13 protein-coding genes are annotated in these 15,086 nt (G+C 64.3%); 1 reads left to right on the forward strand and 12 read right to left on the reverse strand.

From position 1 onward, the window contains the following. Positions 1–344: 344 nt before the first annotated feature. The 11 genes from ACGLHR_RS35865 to ACGLHR_RS35915 all read right to left on the reverse strand — a co-directional run bounded on the left by ACGLHR_RS35865 (position 345) and on the right by ACGLHR_RS35915 (position 13,382). Positions 345–2,315 carry a PAS domain S-box protein gene (locus ACGLHR_RS35865; RefSeq protein ID WP_400099893.1) on the reverse strand — a complete coding sequence of 657 codons (1,971 nt, stop codon included), beginning with the start codon at positions 2,313–2,315 and terminating at the stop codon, positions 345–347. 476 nt (positions 2,316–2,791) lie between these two features. Further along, the gene (locus ACGLHR_RS35870) at positions 2,792–3,025 is read right to left on the reverse strand and encodes a DUF2188 domain-containing protein (protein ID WP_400099895.1); all 234 of its coding nucleotides are present in this window, start codon (positions 3,023–3,025) and stop codon (positions 2,792–2,794) included. A 102-nt stretch (positions 3,026–3,127) separates the two neighbouring features. Next, entirely contained in the window at positions 3,128–3,508 is a 381-nt protein-coding gene (locus ACGLHR_RS35875; RefSeq protein ID WP_400099897.1) for a helix-turn-helix domain-containing protein, read from the reverse strand. 175 nt (positions 3,509–3,683) lie between these two features. Further along, on the reverse strand, positions 3,684–4,205 hold the full coding sequence (locus ACGLHR_RS35880) for a hypothetical protein (protein WP_400099899.1): 522 nt from the start codon (positions 4,203–4,205) through the stop codon (positions 3,684–3,686). Between the two features lie 202 nt (positions 4,206–4,407). After that, positions 4,408–4,929 (reverse strand): hypothetical protein, encoded by a 522-nt coding sequence (locus ACGLHR_RS35885; RefSeq protein WP_400099901.1) that lies wholly within the window; start codon positions 4,927–4,929, stop codon positions 4,408–4,410. Positions 4,930–5,417: 488 nt separating this feature from the next. Further along, complete coding sequence (locus ACGLHR_RS35890; RefSeq protein WP_400099903.1) at positions 5,418–7,109, reverse strand: diguanylate cyclase; 1,692 nt, start codon at positions 7,107–7,109, stop codon at positions 5,418–5,420. A 114-nt stretch (positions 7,110–7,223) separates the two neighbouring features. Continuing rightward, positions 7,224–8,387, reverse strand: a complete 1,164-nt coding sequence (dinB, locus tag ACGLHR_RS35895) for a DNA polymerase IV (protein ID WP_400099905.1) — start codon at positions 8,385–8,387, stop codon at positions 7,224–7,226. A gap of 74 nt (positions 8,388–8,461) precedes the next feature. Next, positions 8,462–10,924: a TonB-dependent receptor gene (locus ACGLHR_RS35900; protein WP_400099921.1), complete on the reverse strand. Its 2,463-nt coding sequence runs from the start codon at positions 10,922–10,924 to the stop codon at positions 8,462–8,464. Between the two features lie 180 nt (positions 10,925–11,104). Next, complete coding sequence (locus ACGLHR_RS35905) at positions 11,105–12,106, reverse strand: FecR family protein (protein WP_400099906.1); 1,002 nt, start codon at positions 12,104–12,106, stop codon at positions 11,105–11,107. Positions 12,107–12,175: 69 nt separating this feature from the next. Continuing rightward, positions 12,176–12,679 (reverse strand): sigma-70 family RNA polymerase sigma factor, encoded by a 504-nt coding sequence (locus tag ACGLHR_RS35910; protein WP_318233305.1) that lies wholly within the window; start codon positions 12,677–12,679, stop codon positions 12,176–12,178. A gap of 211 nt (positions 12,680–12,890) precedes the next feature. Further along, entirely contained in the window at positions 12,891–13,382 is a 492-nt protein-coding gene (locus ACGLHR_RS35915; protein ID WP_400099908.1) for a hypothetical protein, read from the reverse strand. Between the two features lie 333 nt (positions 13,383–13,715). Between ACGLHR_RS35915 and ACGLHR_RS35920 the strand changes: the two genes are divergently transcribed. After that, positions 13,716–13,967 carry a DUF1488 domain-containing protein gene (locus tag ACGLHR_RS35920; protein WP_043345911.1) on the forward strand — a complete coding sequence of 84 codons (252 nt, stop codon included), beginning with the start codon at positions 13,716–13,718 and terminating at the stop codon, positions 13,965–13,967. 125 nt (positions 13,968–14,092) lie between these two features. Here the strand turns inward: ACGLHR_RS35920 and ACGLHR_RS35925 are convergent, their stop codons facing one another. Then, entirely contained in the window at positions 14,093–14,950 is an 858-nt protein-coding gene (locus tag ACGLHR_RS35925) for a 23S rRNA (adenine(2030)-N(6))-methyltransferase RlmJ (protein ID WP_043345913.1), read from the reverse strand. Positions 14,951–15,086 lie beyond the last annotated feature (136 nt).

Here is a 15,086-nt window from a genome sequence, read left to right on the forward strand (position 1 = left end):
GTGTGGCACGGCGGCATGTCTCTACCGCACGTGTCATCAAGGCTGGGCGCGTCGTTTGATCACCTTGAAAGGGGTGGGTGTGAGGGCCTTACCAGCTCCGCCATAGGGCGCCGTCCGACACACGCGGCCAGGGCAAAAAAATGCCCGCACCGGGGTGAGGGACGGGCACCGTGAAGGATGGGCAATAGTGCTGTCTGCCCGTCGTCAATGTAGAGAAATCACGCGGCGCTGAACAGAATCCGAAAGGATGATGTTTTCGTCGTGCATATTGCACATTGCGGAATTCCCAGGGTATCTACCCTGCCGCTTTGACCCGTGGCTCGCGCGGCGCCCGTGCGGCTCGCTCAAGGCCTTTGGTTCGTTCGAGGGCTATCCCCGATGGCCAATGTGCGCTCGACCAACTCCAGAATGGTAGGCAGTTCAATGGGCTTCACGACGTGGAAATCGAATCCCGCGTCGCGGCTTCGCTGATGATCGTCCGGCTGACCAAAACCTGTCATTGCTACAAACCGCGTATCCGACAGCTGGGGTAGATTCTTGAGTGCACGGACCACGGCATAGCCGCTCATGCCGGGCATCGCCAGGTCGATGAAGGCGATCTGTGGCCTGCATTTCTCGGCGATAGCCAGAGCATGGGGACCGTCGTAGGCGATTGTGGGAAGGTGCCCCTGAAGTTCCAAGAGCATGGCGAGGCTGTCCGCTGAGTCTCGGTTGTCGTCGACGATCAGGATCCGCAGGCTTGGCTTTGTTGCCTTCGCTGTTCCTGCGCCCGCGTCCTTGAGTTGGAGGGCCGCGGGGCGGTACGGAAGCCGTATGGTGAAAGTACTTCCTTTGCCGAGTCCCTTGCTTGCCGCGGAAATCGTCCCGCCGTGAAGCTCGACCAGCGAGCGGCAAACCGATAGGCCAATTCCAAGGCCGCCCTCGTGACTACCGTGCCAACGGCGATCCTGCACGAAGAGATTGAAGATCGAATCAAGGGAATCCGGCGGCAGGCCGCAACCTTGATCGGTGATCGAGATCGTCAGTTGGCGACTAGCGGTGACCACGTTGACCTCTATCGAGGTAGACGGGGGGGAAAACTTGGATGCATTCAGAACCAGATTCTGGACGATCTGAGTGAGCCGCGTGCGGTCCGCCTCCATCAAGGTTGGTGTAGTTGGCAGATTGAGCGATATCTGTTGCGAACGGGCATCAAGTGTGGGGCGCGCGGCCTCGACGCCGAGTTCGATGATCTCGCGGATGTCGACCGTCTCAATCCGGAGCTGGACCTTCCCGGCAGTGATGCGACCCACATCGAGCAGGTCATCCACCAGGCGGGTCAGGTGCGTGACCTGGCGATCAATCAAGGCGTGACAGCGGTCGACGACGCTCCGGTTCTCGGGTTGGAGCGCAATGGCATTGACCGCGTTCCGAATGGGCGCGAGCGGGTTGCGCAACTCATGGGAGAGCGTCGCCAGGAACTCGTTCATTCTCTGGCTGGAGGCCTCGAGCTCAGCAAGCCGCTTGCGCTCACTCATGTCACGCGTGACCTTGGCGAATCCCCGCAGCCTTTTCTCGGCGTCATAGACCGCTGTGATGATGACGTTCGCCCAAAACAGGGTGCCGTCCTTGCGCACGCGCCAACCCTCGTCTTCGAGGCTACCCTCTCGCTCGGCCTGCAAAAGCTCCCTGGCCGGCTTTCCGGCAGCGATGTCTTCAGCCGGATAGAAAGTCGAAAAATGCCGCCCGATGATCTCATCGCGTCGATACCCCTTGATGCTTTCGGCGCCAGGATTCCAGGTCATGACGTTGCCTTGGGGATCAAGCAGGAAGATCGCGTAGTCTTTCACGCCTTCCACCAGCAGGCGGAGAGTCTCCTCGCTTTGACGCAGCGCTTCTTCCGTGCGCCGGCGCTCCGTTAGGTCGCGTGTGATTTTGGCGTAACCCCAGATTTCGCCATTGGGATGGCGCAACGCGGCGATGACAACGTTCGCCCAGAAGCGGGTGCCATCTTTACGCACGCGCCATCCTTCATCCTCGAGCCGCCCGCACCTGGCCGCTTCGCGCAACTCGCGCTCCGGTGCACCCAGGGCGCGCCCTTCCTCCGTGTAGAACGCGGAAAAGTGCCTGCCAATGATCTCCTTGGAAGTGTAGCCCTTGATCTTTTCGGCGCCGGGATTCCAGCTCGTCACGCGGCCGATCGGGTCGAGAAGGTAGATGGCATAGTTCTCGATGCCTTCAACGAGTAAGCGGAAGTGTTCGTCGAGAAGGGCGAAGGGAGGCGCGGAAGACACCGATTGGGTGTGATCAGTAGCGCCAGAATCGGGCACGGACATAGCTGGGGGCATCGAGTTTGTGGGGCTGCAACGACAATATGGGCTTATCCTTTGTGGAATATAGGCCGCTTCCTGGCCCGGCACAATCCATGGCCTTCCCCCGTTTTTTTTGCGAGCGCAGCTGGCAGTCGGATTGCCTTGGGAAAACCGGGCAGCCACCCCGAAGGGCCAGGTGCTCGATCAGGTTCACCCCAGATTCAATTGCGTGGCGAGCGACAAAACAGAAGACCAGGTAAATCGCGCGGAACAAGCCGATACAAGCCGATATTCACGTTGTAAAAGCTTAAGCTTAACAAGTGCAATACCGCTTCTACTCCCCGGGCCATTGGCGATGGAGCCAAGGAGCACGAGTACATGCGGCGCTCTCATGCCCTTGGTTATTACGCGAAGCAGGGGGGGACTACGTGGCGAGCCAGGGGAACCACCTCGTGGCGTCCACTCCGCCAAGCCAGGGCCCGGCAGCCGCCACGTCATGATCAGCCCCTTACACTCCTGGGATCATGGCCGTAGCTATTGCGCGTACGGATCTGGCCATCCTGGCCGTGCACCAGCAGCTCCACCTTCTCGCGCTGTGCAATCACCGTGGCGGCTTCTACAGCTTCCTCCTGAGTGAGGAAGTGTGCTCTTTCACCCTTCGCCCCCTCATGGATGATGTCCCACCCGTCGCCATGAGGAACGACGTGTACATTGCGTTGCGGTTTCGAATCCATGTCTGTCTCCCTGAGCAGTGCTCTACTGCTGTTTCAGGAGATGGTTTGTCCGCCAGATTGTGGGTGGTGTCCCACACTCAGGCCTATAGCTCGGATCTCGCGCTATTTCTCCGGCTGCCCGACCAATACGTCGAGCGGTACGTGCAGCGCTGCCGCCAGGCTCTGGAAAACCTCGGGGCTGCCATCGCGCTTGCGGTTCTCGATCTGGCTAAGGTAGGGCTTGCTAAGGCCCGCCGCTGTGGCCAGCGCATCCTGGGTCATGCGGCGATATTCCCGCCAGGCCTTGACTGGGCTATCACCTGCTAGCTCAGCGTCCAGGATGGCGGCGGGGAGGCGAAAGCCGTTGTCTTGGGCCCTGGCGTGGTCGAACAGCATGGCATCGTCCCGGTCCTGGACCCGATGCTGGATGCGCTCCCACACCTCGATGGGCACTACCGCGAACTCGGGGCGGCCGTCGCGTTCGATGAACTGGATATTGACCATTGGAAGGCACCTCCTCGATGGGCGTTCCCAGGCATGGTCCGGGCGCCCGCGCCACCTGCCTGGTGAACGCGATAGTGTGCATATTCATGTTAGGCATTTGCTGCTAACAATGATGCAAATATTGTTTGCTGGTTGCCGTTGCGGGCTTCTCGCGAAATCGTTTTCCTGGTCAACCTCAACCCACCAGAACCTCCTCGCCCACAATCGCATCAATCTCCCCATACAGCCAGTCCGACTCCACGCCCACCTCCAGTTCCAGATCAATCCACGCCCGCTTGATCAACGGGTCAGCCCCTAGCACACCTGGCGAAACGACCCGGATCAACCGTCCACCGCGCGCCTGTATGAACTCAGCCTCTGCTTGCGTGGACACATCGGGCACCACGACATCGCGGCCGTCGAGCCGGGCTAGCGTCTCCGCGAAGTACTTGATCAACACATCTGGATCCATCGGCGCACGGTTCCAGGATTCACGAAGCCTTTGCAGCAGTTGGGCGGGCGACTTGCCGAGCGCCGGGATGAGGTCGTGGAGTTTGGCCGGGCCGAAGTACGTCTCATTGATGCCCGCGCAGGCCTGGATCATGTGGCGCAGCGGTGCGTCGAAGGTGGCGACGAGGAAGGTGTGGTTCCCGGAGGTCAGGTAGTTCGTGATGAGGTCCTGGCCGGAGCCTGGGCGGCCGCAGAGTCCTATAAGCATGAAGTTTCCTTGGTCGTGTTCGTTCGCCTGTGGCTTGGCGTGCCCGCGTGGGTACTTCCGCACTTTCAGGGAACTGGTGTCGAAGATTACCTATAGGTAATCATAAAAGCAAGTTCAATGGGTAATTGAAGTCGCCCAAGGGGATCATGCGGAGCGTGGAGGGGGAGGCGGTATATCCGGCAAGCCGGAAACCGCGCTCATCTCAGCTTGCGGACTTCTTCTTGCGTGGCTTGCCAGGTGCCGGTGTGCCGCTTTCGTGAACGGCGTTGCTGGCTGGCTTGAATGTTGTGCTTCTCCCGTCGGTCTTCAGCACGCGGGCAGCTTTGGTGTTTTTTCCGTATTTACGCACCGATCGTACGGTTTCGACCTGCGTGATCAATTCGATGGCCGCGAGCAACCGGTCGATGTCTTCGTTGCGCAAGCCATTGATCAGTCGGGCAAAGCGGGCGGCAATCTCGGGCGGCAGGGTTTCTTCTTTTGCGGGTGCGGCTGCGTCTTGCGCGTCGCCGTCCAGCCATAGGCGCGGCAGGCCGAGCTTGGCTTCGATGTCGCGTGCGAGATGTTCGCCGATGCGTTTCTTTCCGGCTTTGCCTGTGTCCGAGAATATGCGGGAGAAGTATGAGGGGTCGCGGTCGAGCCGGTCTGACAGGCGTGCGATGGAGCCGCCGAACTGTTCGGCCATGATCTGGGCTAGGCGCTGTTCACGTGTATCTTGAATATCCATGGCCCATTAAACCCGTGCATTACCTGAAGGTAAATTTGCTGCTGGTACTGTAAATTCAATGACTAATAGGTAATATATAAGGCAGGGATGGCTTTCGGGTCTTGTAAATGGTTCTTCAGACTTCTGTGTGGGTCGCCGGGTGAAGTCCGGCGCAGGCGTAGCAAGAGCGCTCGCGTGCAATCTCGCGCAGGTATAGCTCCCCTCTCCCGCGCAGCGGGAGAGGGGTTGGGGGAGAGGGCGGGCATCCGCAAGAGCGAGGCGCTTCACCTTGAGCGAGCGCCCACCCTCTCCCCCGGCCCCTCTCCCATTGCATGGGAGAGGGGAGCAAACCAGCGCATTGCATCGTGTCGCTCTCGCTCGGATGGAGGACCCACACGAAAGTCTGACGAACCTGTTTAACGGGATGAGGGCTTGGCCGGGTTGCAGGGGATTTTGCCGGCGCGTCGTTGTCGTGGGTATGGCTACGCCAGTCACCGGCCTGGCGTGGATCAGTAACACTCGATACGGTTACGGCCGCGTTCCTTGGCGCGGTAGAGCGCCCCGTCGCTGCGCAAGAGGGATAGGTCCGCGCTGGCATCGGTGGCATGCATGAGAGCAATGCCGACGCTGACGGTCAGCGCGATGGTCTGGTTGCCGTCAAGCAGTGCGGTTTCCGTGATCTGATGCTGTATGCGCCTGGCAAATCGTGTCGCCGTATCAAGGCTGGCATCGGGGAGCACCACCGCAAACTCTTCGCCGCCGATGCGCCCGGCGAAATCGTGCTTTTGCAGCGCATTGCGCAGCAGCGCCGCGAAACACCGCAGGGCGTGGTCGCCCATGGCGTGGCCCCAGGTGTCGTTGATGGTTTTGAAGTGGTCGAGGTCAAAGGTCAGGACGGCGGCAGGGCGGCTGTCGGCCCGCCGGATCCGGGCGAGCTCCTGTTCGATCCGTTCGACGAAGTGGCGGCGATTGGGTAGTTGCGTCAGGAAATCGATGGTCGCAAATTCCTGCAGTTCTCCCTCGATGCGCTTGCGCTCGGTCACGTCGGTGATAAACCCGTGCCACAGCGTGCTGCCGTCGTCGAGCCGCCGGGGGCGTGCGTCGCCCTGGCGCCAGCGCAGCCCTTGCCTGGGTAGTTCGACGCGGTACTCGAGGTGCCATGGCGTCAGGCTGGCGGCGCACGCGTGCAGCGACGCGCAGTAGGCTTCGAGATCGTCGGGATGGATGACGGCGTGGATGGGGGCCGTGCTGGCGGCTACCTGTTGCGGCGTGAGCTCGTAGATATCGGTGATGCCGGCGCTGGCGTAGGGGAGGAAGGATTCCCCCGTTGGCAGCAGGCGATGCTGGAACACCAGGCCGGGGACTTCGTTGGTCAGGCTGGTGATCAGGTCGACGGTTTGCTGCAGCTCTTCGGAGAGTGCCTGGATGGCCGTGATATCGGTGGTGGTGCCGATCATGCGCAGCGGCTCGCCGTTGCCGGCGCGGCTGACCACCTTGCCGCGGCTGGATATCCATTTATAGCTGCCGTCCTTGCAGCGGATCCGGTGGTCCACCGCGTAGCTTTCCGTCTCCTGGTTGAAGTGGGCTTGTATGGTGGCCTGGACGTAGGCGAGGTCGTCGGGATGGATGCGGGTATAGCTGTCTTCGATCCGGTTGGTGATCTCGGACTCTTCATAGCCGATGATGGCCTTCCAGCCGGCCGAGTAGTGGATCTTGCCCGCCTGGATATCCCGGTCCCAGACGCCCGTGCCGCTTCCCGCGATGGCCAGCTCCAGCCGTTTCTCGCTTTCCTGCAGCCTGCTGGCGTCGTCGTTCAGTTTGGCCTGGGCCAGGTCGCGCTCGATGATGGCGACCGCCATGTCGGCAAAGTCTTGCAGCAGGCCGCGCTGCGCCTGGTCCAGTTCGCGCGGTCCGGCATCGAACAGGCAGAAGGCGCCAAGCTGGCTGCCGCTCGATGTGGTCAAGGGGCACGCCGCGTGAAAGCCCATGCGCAGGCCGTCGATGAAGATGGGTGCATCGCCAGGATGCGCGTCATGCAGTGCGTCATGCAGCGTAACCAGCGCAACCGGGACCTTGAAGAGGTGCCGCGCGAGGCGTGTCAGCGCGTCAAACCGCTCTTGTTGTAATGGGACTGTAAGGTTCAGCGGCCTCGCGGTGTCGATGCGATCATGTCTGGTTTCAGCTTCGGTAGAGGCCCGCATATCCAGGTCAAATGACAATTGACGTTAGCCCGAAGGTGTTGATTGCGCGCCGGTGCTGCGAGTTGCGCGTGGCTTGCCAATACTAGCAGACAGATCGGTTCGCGGCGGGGTCTGCTAAGCGTTGTCGGCGAAAGGCAACTCTGCCTGTACCGGCAGCGCAGCCGGCGTCAGTTCTCCCGCGGGCGTCAGCGCGCTGACCCTCACGCCCAGCAAGCGAATCTTTCGATCCAGGGCAACGCGTTTGACGCATTCGGTGGCGGCGCGCCGCAGCTGTGCGGCGTCTGCCGTCGGCTCGGGCATGCTGAGGTCGCGCGTGACGGTGTGAAAGTCGTCGTAGCGCAGCTTGACGCCGATGGTGCGGCCCACGTAGCCCTTGCGGCGAAGGTCTTCCGCCAAGCGCTGGCACAGGCCGGTGAAGACTTCGGAGAGCATCTGGCGGTCGTGCTTGGGATGCAGGTCCCGCTCGAACGTGGTTTCGCGGCTCATCGACTTGGGCTCGGAGCTGGTGACAACCGGGCGCTCGTCGTGGCCTTGCGCGATCTCGGCTAGCCATGCGGCGTAGCTGCGGCCGAAATGGCTCTGCAGCATGCCGAGGTCCGCGCTGGCGAGGTCGCCGACCGTGGCGATGCCCAGCGTTGCGAGCTTTTCGGTGGCTTTGGGGCCGATCCCGTTGACCTTGCGCACGGGCAGCGGCCAGATGCGCAGTGGCACATCGCTGGCTGCCAGCAGGGTGAGCCCGTCGGGTTTGTCGAGCTCGGAGCCAATCTTGGCGAGGAGCTTGTTGGGGGCGATGCAGATGGAGCAGCTCAGTCCCGTGGCTTCGCGCACCGCTTGCTTGATGCGGTTGCCGATATCGGCGCTCTCGCCTGGGACGTCGCTCAGGTCGATGTAGATCTCGTCGATGCCGCGGTCTTCGATCTCGCTCGTGAATGTGGCGACGGCGGCCTTGAACAGGTGGGAGTAGTGCCGGTACGAGTCGAAATCCGTCGGCAGCAGGATGGCGTCGGGGGCGAGCTGCGCGGCCTTCATCATGCCCATGGCGGAGAATACGCCCAGCGCGCGGGCTTCGTAGGTGGACGTGGTGACCACGCCGCGCCCGGCATAGTCGCGCAGCCGCGCAAAGCGCCGGCTGCCGTCGGGAAGTATCTCGGGTACCGCATTTCGTCCACCACCGATCACCACGGGCATGCCGCGCAGTTCCGGGTATCGCAATAGCTCAACGGACGCGTAGAACGCGTCCATATCCAGGTGGGCGATGCGGCGGGGGGCAGATGACATGGTGTCAGCAGGTTACTGTATGCATATACAGTATATCGAATTCTGCCGACAATACCTTGGCGCCCCCGCTCTTTCTACCAGCGATGCACGTAGGTGGCCGTCATGACGATGCCTGCCGCGGGCAGGTGCGAGGTGTTGTTGCTGTTGCGCAGGAGCTGGCTGTAGAGCGGGTAGTAGTAGCGGTTCAGCAGGTTCTGGATGCCTGCCGTGACGGTGTCTTTCTTGCTGACCTGGTAGCGGCTGATGAGGTCCAGCGTGGTGTAGCTGGCCACATCGCGCCGGCCGAAGCTGTCGACGCCGTTGAGCCGGTAGTCGTGCCCGGCGAAGAAGGTGGCTTGCAGGCGGTTGCTCCAGGCGGGCGTGGGCCGGTACTGCACATAGCCGGTCAGCTTGAGGGGCGGGATGCGGTAGCCGCTCATCTGCTGGCTCGGGCTGCCTTGCGGGGTTTCGCGGCCGCGCATCCAGGTGAAGGTGCCGCCGGTGCCCCATTGCTCGTTGTCGGACAGGTAGTCGGCCGAGGCTTCCACGCCATGGATGCGCTCGGCGGTGCGGGTCAGGATCAGGCCGTTGTTGAAGCTTTGCACGTCGCCCAGGTCGGAGGTGGTGTAGAACACCGCCAGCGAGGTCAGGGTGTTGCCGAAGGCGCCGCGCCAGCCGAGCTCGTAGTTGTTGGTCTTGACCGGCTGCAGGTCGGACGAGCCGATGTCGAAGCCGGCGCGCGCGTTGCGCACCTGCAGGCCGATGTCGGGCAGGTTGAAGCCCTGGCTGAACGAGGCATAGACCTCGTGCCCCTTGACCGGCTTGTACACCACGCCGACATTGCCCAGCAGCGCGGTGTAGTCGACTGCGCCGCCCTTTACGGTCGCCGGCTGCGCCACGCGCGATTGCGACAGTGGCACGAAGTCGTTGAAGCGGGCGTTGGCGTACTGGTAGCGCAGGCCGCCCTCGGCCGACCACTGCTCGTTGAACTTATGCTGGAGCTGGCCAAAGCCGCCCAGGCTGCGCGTGGTGATCTGCGGCATGTAGGTCAGCGTGCCGGTCCTGTTGAAGACGCGCCCGCCGCTGGCGTCATAGGCCTTGGGATCGAAGATGTCGATCGGCATGTCGCTGCGCTCCTGCTCGAAGTCCAGGCCCCACACTAGGCGGGTGCGCTTGGCGCTGTCCAGCGGCGTCTTGATGGTGAGCCGGCTGCCGAACACGTCGGAGTTCTGCATGGACTGGTCGACATTGCCGCCGCGCGTGGCCACCGCGCGCGCGTCGAAGGGCGTGAAGCGCGTGAAGTAGTCGCGGTAGTAAAGCTGCGCGGAGACCGCGCTGCCTGCCAGGTCCTTGTGCTCGTATTCGAGATTGACCAGCGTGTTGCGGATCTGGTTCTGGTTGGCGAGCTGCAGGCCGCTGATGGCGCGCGCGGGCACGCTGCCCGGCGCCAGGCGCGCCACCGATGGGTCGGAGGCGTAGTCGGTGTCCTGCCTGGCGTTGAAATGGCTCACCGCAAGCTGCACGCGCTGCTCGGGCGTGAGGCGCAGGCCGAGCTTGCCGCCGAGGTTGTAGTTGTCGGACTGGAACAGGTCACCCTGGCTGGGTTCCGGGGCGATGCGCTGGCTGCGCGCATCGTAGGCGCTGCCGATGCGGCGGGCGCCTACGTCGAAGGCATAGTCGACCATCCCTTCGCTGCCGGAGACATGCTGCTGCAGCTGGCCGGACAAGCCATCCGCGCGCAGCCGGGAGAGCGCAGAGGTGAGCGAGAACGTGGTCTCCGACAGCGGCGGGCCGCCGGCCGGGCGCGTGTTGATGGAGACGATGCCCCCGGTGGCCCCGCCGCCGTAGATGGCGCTGCTGCCGCGCAGGACCTCGATGCGCTCGATCAGCGCCGGGTCCACGTTGGCGAGGTTACGCGCCGAGTCCCGGTTGGTGTTCAAGGGGATGCCGTCGACGAGGACCAGCATGCCGCGTCCCCGCAGGGTCTGGCCGAAATCGGTCACGGTATGGCTGGAGTCGGCCATGCCGGGAATGACCTTGGAGAGCAGGGTGGCGACGCTGTCGGAGCCGGTTTTCAGCTCGTCGAGCTCCGCGCGGTCGATGACCGTGACTTGCCGCGCGGGGCTCATCAGGTCGCTGGAGGTTCGCGAGGCGGTGACCTCCACGGCTTCGAGCATCCTGGCCGGCTCCGGGGCGGGCGCGGCCGTCGTTGCCGTTGCCGTTGCGGCCAATGCCGTGGTGGCGGCGATCGGCGCGGCGGCACCGGCCTGGCCCACTGGCTGCAGCACGATGCCGCTGCCATTGCGCTGGTAGCGGATGCCGCTGCCCATGAGCAGCGTATCGAGCGCGGCTTCGGCGGGCATGTTGCCGTGCACGGCCGGGGCCTGCTTGCCAGCCACCAACGCGGGCGTGAAGAACAACTGCAGCGAGGTTTGCCGGCCGAGCTGCGTGAGCGCATCGGCCAGGGGCTGCGCACGGATGTCGATCGCCACCGGTGTTTGCTGGGCCGGCTGCGCGGCGGCCGGCGCGGCAATGGCGCCGATCAGCGTGGCGGCCATGGTGGCCATCAGGAGGGGCTTGGCGCGTGCGTGGCGGGCCGGGATCTGTTGCTGCTTCTCAGGATGTTGCTGGGTCACGTCGGGTCTTCTCGGATAGGCCGGGTTGGCATAAAGGGACGCAGGCCCGCAGCGCGCGGGCACGTTCCGGGAGAAGACGAAACGCGGAGCAAAAACCTGAATCTAGCGTGAATATATTTCCGCGCTGCCATCGGCAAGGGTGCGCACGCCCACCGGGAGGAACTGAGGCAGGGCGGCGAGCAGGGCGTCGGTATCGTCGGCACGGAACACGCTGCTCAGGCGCAGCGCGCCGGTGCCGGCGTCGCTGATCCTGACCGGGCTGCGCCGGTAGCGGGAGACCTCGGCGGCCACCAGTGACAGCGGTTGGTCCTTGAACAGCAGCTTGCCTTCGCGCCACGCCATGGCGGCGCCGAGATCGACCGCCGCCGCCGGCGCGACCCGGCCATCTGCGGCAATGCGCGTGCCAAGGCCGGCCGACAGGCGCGCGGCAGACGGCGCCGCGCTGCGGCCTTGCACGCCCACCGACCCGGATTCGACCGCGACCGCGACCTCCGCGCCATCCCGGCGCACGTCGAAGCGGGTGCCGGTGACCGTGACGGTGCCGCTGCCGGCATCGACCACGAAGGGCCGCTCGCTGGCGTGCGCCACCTCGAACATGGCCTCGCCGTCGGCCAGGGTCACGGTGCGCTGGCCCGGCTCGAATCGCACCGATAGCCGCGTGCGCGTATTGAGCTCCACGACGGAGCCGTCGGGCAGCGTGACGCGTCGCCGCTCGCCGGGCGCGGTGCTGAAGCTGGCTGTGTAGTGGCTTGCATCGCTGGCCGCATAGGTAGCCGGTCCGGACGCGGCCTGCTGGCGGACGAGCCACGCGGCGCCGACGGCCACCGCGCAGAGGCTGGCCAGCATGGCCGCGCGCAAGGCGGGTCGCGATCTCCGGGCGGCGGCCGCCGGTGCAGGGCTTATCGCAAGGGCGCGCAGGCGCTCCGGGTCGAGCGTGCCGGCTGCTTGCCAGATGCGCTCCAGCGCCGTGTATTCGGCCCGGTGCACGGGGCTGGCGTCGAGCCAGGCCGCCATCTCAAGGCGTTCCTGCTCGCTGAGCGAGCCATCGCGGGTGCGCGCAAACCAGCGTGCCGCGGCTTCGCGGGGAGCGTCCGGGGGTGTCATCTGCGTGCCGCCCCAAGCAGGGTTGGGGGCAAGGAGGAGGGGGCTGGAGCCTGGATCAAGGCGCGGTACTCAATGGGGTGCTTGCGGGCCGAGCCGGTCGCGCAGATGGCGCATCGTACGGATCATGTGCTTCTCGACCATGTTCCTGGAGACCTGAAGGCGCTCGGCGATCTCTTGCTGGGAGAGCCCCTCAAGGCGTTGCCAGACAAAGACCTGACGGCATGTGAGCGGCAGTTCCGCCAGCGCCTGCTCGAGCGCGTTGGCGAGCTGAACCGCGTGGAGCGCGGCTTCGGGATCGCCGGAGCTTGCGTGATGCGCGTCGATGCTGTCAAGCGGGAGCGCTTGCCGGCCGCCCTCGCGCCGGTAGGCGTCAATGGCAAGGTGGCGGGCGGTCTGGTGCAGGTAGGCGCGGGGATGTTCGGGCGGGCTGCCTTTGCGCTCCAGCACCTTGAGCAGCGCGTCCTGGGTCAGGTCCTCGGCATCAAAGCGATTGGCGAGCTTGCGAGTCCAGGTGCCGACCAGTTCTTCGTAGTAGGCGAACAAGCCGAACGCGCGCGAGGGATGTGACGGCATGGCGTGCGCGCGGCTGCGAATGGTTGCAAATGCGACGTATTATCATTTGCACGTGCCATGTTCGTCAATAGCTACATTGAGCCCGCCCGCCGGCGCAAAAAAAAGCCCGCGAACTGCACGGGCCTTTGAATGCGCAGCCGGTGTAAGCGACTCCGGCTGGCCCGCGATTGTCGCAATGGACGACGGAATCTCTTTCGCCCCGGCGATGGGATCAGCGCAGCAGGAACGCGATATCGTCGACGCTGATCTGCGCCGGGGCGACTCCGCGGCGTTGCTGGAACAGGATGTGCTGGAGGACTTGGCGGCGCTGCCTGGCGAAGACGGCCAGATCGATGGGAATGCCGGCCCGCGCGTAATGCTCGACCAGCAGCTTGTAGGCTCGGTTGCGCATCTGCAGGGCTTCGGCTTCGGCGCGCAGCCGCCCGGTGTCTTCGGGCGGTGTCGCCTCGGCCTGCCGCAACGCCTGCATGGCGGCGGCGTGCATGTCGCGGTAGCGGTCGAGCTCGGTTTGCGTTGCGTGCAATCGCTCGCGCAGCGCGCGGACCTTGCGCTGCAGCTTTAATGTCATGCCAACACCGTGCTCGATGAGCGCGACGGTTTCCAGCGCGTGGCTGGCTGCGGCGATGGTGTTTTTCCAGATGCCCCTGTCCGTCACCTCGACGTCAGGCACCCACCCGTTTCTGGCTCCGCGCAAGCTTTCCATATGACCCCTTGACCCTTGTGATGATTTCCGGCGGCCGGCTTTATGGTTGCCGTCCTGTCCCGGACCACGGTGGACGTGCCGCCGTGCATGTTTCGGGAATCGTACGGTCTAGCCGTTCGCGGGCGAAGTAGAAGATGCTTAGATCTGGTCTTCCCAGTGCATATGTCGCGTCATGTCCGGTCAGCAAAAAGCGACGCCGCAGGTGGGTGAAATGACAAGGGAAAGCGGTCCTCTCCAGACTTGCTGGGGAGCTGGCTGCTGAATCCGGCACAAATACGGCTGCCACGCCTTCTATACCGTACGGAGGGGCGCGAATCGGACTACGATGCAGATATGGCACTCAATTTCCCCAATCCCAGCCGGAGTTACGACCCATCCAGGCATTGCGTATGTTTCTGGGGCTACGACAGTTCGCGTGAAATCTCCTTCGAGGTCGACCGCGCGGTACTCTCCAACCTCAGCCCCGAACTACGCCCGGACGAGCCCGCTGTGCTGGAGGCATTCGACCGCCATCGCGACCACATCCTGGAACTCGCGCGCGGGCTCTATTCCCGCAGCCGGCAGAACAGGTACACCATCTCCTGACGGCGGTTCGATCGCCTAGCAATTTCGATCGTGACAGGCGCTCGCCTGTCACGATGCCTTTGCCGTGCGCGGCGGGGCAGCGGTGCGGGTTCCGCTGCCATCCTGTCCGCCAACCGGCGCGAGGATCAGCTTTCCTGCGCTTCCAGCGTGAAGCCGGCGCCGTCGTCCTGGCGCAGCATCGTCACCAGGGCGGGCATGGCTGCCTCCAGGGTTTCCTTCAGGCGCCACGGCGGATTGACGATGAACATGCCGCTGCCGTGCAGGCCCAGCCCGCCGGCGACCGGGTGCTTGACGCGCAGGGTGACGTGCAGCCAGCTCTTGAGCGGCAGCTTTTTCAGCTGCACCGGCAACTGCACGGATTCGCGGCGCTGCACCTCGGGATACCAGATTGCGTACATGCCGGTGGCAAAGCGCTGCAGGCAATCCTGCAGGCTGCGCACCACGCGGCCGTAGTCCTGCTTGTCTTCGTAAGATGGATCGATCAGCACCAGCGCGCGGCGCGGCGGCGGGGGCAGGATGGCGTTGATGCCGGTAAAGCCGTCGCCGTCGTACAGCATGACGCGGCGGCCGGCGCCACGGAAGTTATCGCGCAGCACCTGGATTTCCGTGCTGTGCATCTCGAACAGGCGCAGGCGGTCCGCGTCCCGCAGCATCTGCCAGGCAAGCCAGGGCGAGCCAGGGTAGTGCTTCAGGTTGCCGTCCGGGTTCAGCGTGCGTACCTGTTCCAGGTAATCCTCGACCAGCGTCGGCATGGGCCGCTTGGCGGCGGCGGCCTGCCACAGCCGGGCGATGCCGGTCTCGAACTCGCCTTTTTTCTGCGCGTAGGCGTGATCGAGCGCGTACAGCCCGGCGCCGGCGTGCGTGTCGATGTACCAGAAGGGCTTGTCTTTCTGGCTCAACTGCTCCAGCAACTGGACCACGATGGCGTGTTTGAGAACATCGGCGTGGTTGCCGGCGTGGAAGGCGTGACGGTAGCTGAGCATGGCGAGGCGGGAAAAGGGCGTGCGGGGCGTGCGGGTGCCGGCCTGGGGGGCCGGCGGCACAGGGCGCTATGCTACCATCGCCGGGCTTTGGGGCGGGCCGGCGGCATGCCGCAGGGCGCGCCTGGCGGGCGATTGC

This window comes from Cupriavidus sp. CuC1 (assembly GCF_044627735.1).
In the GTDB taxonomy this organism is placed as follows: Bacteria; Pseudomonadota; Gammaproteobacteria; order Burkholderiales; family Burkholderiaceae; genus Cupriavidus; species Cupriavidus ulmosensis.

Excerpts from the sequence above, each read along its gene's own strand:
- ACGLHR_RS35865 (WP_400099893.1), bottom strand. The coding sequence starts at position 2,315 with ATGTCCGTGCCCGATTCTGGCGCTACTGATCACACCCAATCGGTGTCT.
- ACGLHR_RS35870 (WP_400099895.1), bottom strand. The coding sequence starts at position 3,025 with ATGGATTCGAAACCGCAACGCAATGTACACGTCGTTCCTCATGGCGAC.
- ACGLHR_RS35875 (WP_400099897.1), bottom strand. The coding sequence starts at position 3,508 with ATGGTCAATATCCAGTTCATCGAACGCGACGGCCGCCCCGAGTTCGCG.
- ACGLHR_RS35880 (WP_400099899.1), bottom strand. The coding sequence starts at position 4,205 with ATGCTTATAGGACTCTGCGGCCGCCCAGGCTCCGGCCAGGACCTCATC.
- ACGLHR_RS35885 (WP_400099901.1), bottom strand. The coding sequence starts at position 4,929 with ATGGATATTCAAGATACACGTGAACAGCGCCTAGCCCAGATCATGGCC.
- ACGLHR_RS35890 (WP_400099903.1), bottom strand. The coding sequence starts at position 7,109 with ATGCGGGCCTCTACCGAAGCTGAAACCAGACATGATCGCATCGACACC.
- dinB (WP_400099905.1), bottom strand. The coding sequence starts at position 8,387 with ATGTCATCTGCCCCCCGCCGCATCGCCCACCTGGATATGGACGCGTTC.
- ACGLHR_RS35900 (WP_400099921.1), bottom strand. The coding sequence starts at position 10,924 with ATGGCCGCCACGCTGATCGGCGCCATTGCCGCGCCGGCCGCCGCGCAG.
- ACGLHR_RS35905 (WP_400099906.1), bottom strand. The coding sequence starts at position 12,106 with ATGACACCCCCGGACGCTCCCCGCGAAGCCGCGGCACGCTGGTTTGCG.
- ACGLHR_RS35910 (WP_318233305.1), bottom strand. The coding sequence starts at position 12,679 with ATGCCGTCACATCCCTCGCGCGCGTTCGGCTTGTTCGCCTACTACGAA.
- ACGLHR_RS35915 (WP_400099908.1), bottom strand. The coding sequence starts at position 13,382 with ATGGAAAGCTTGCGCGGAGCCAGAAACGGGTGGGTGCCTGACGTCGAG.
- ACGLHR_RS35920 (WP_043345911.1), top strand. The coding sequence starts at position 13,716 with ATGGCACTCAATTTCCCCAATCCCAGCCGGAGTTACGACCCATCCAGG.
- ACGLHR_RS35925 (WP_043345913.1), bottom strand. The coding sequence starts at position 14,950 with ATGCTCAGCTACCGTCACGCCTTCCACGCCGGCAACCACGCCGATGTT.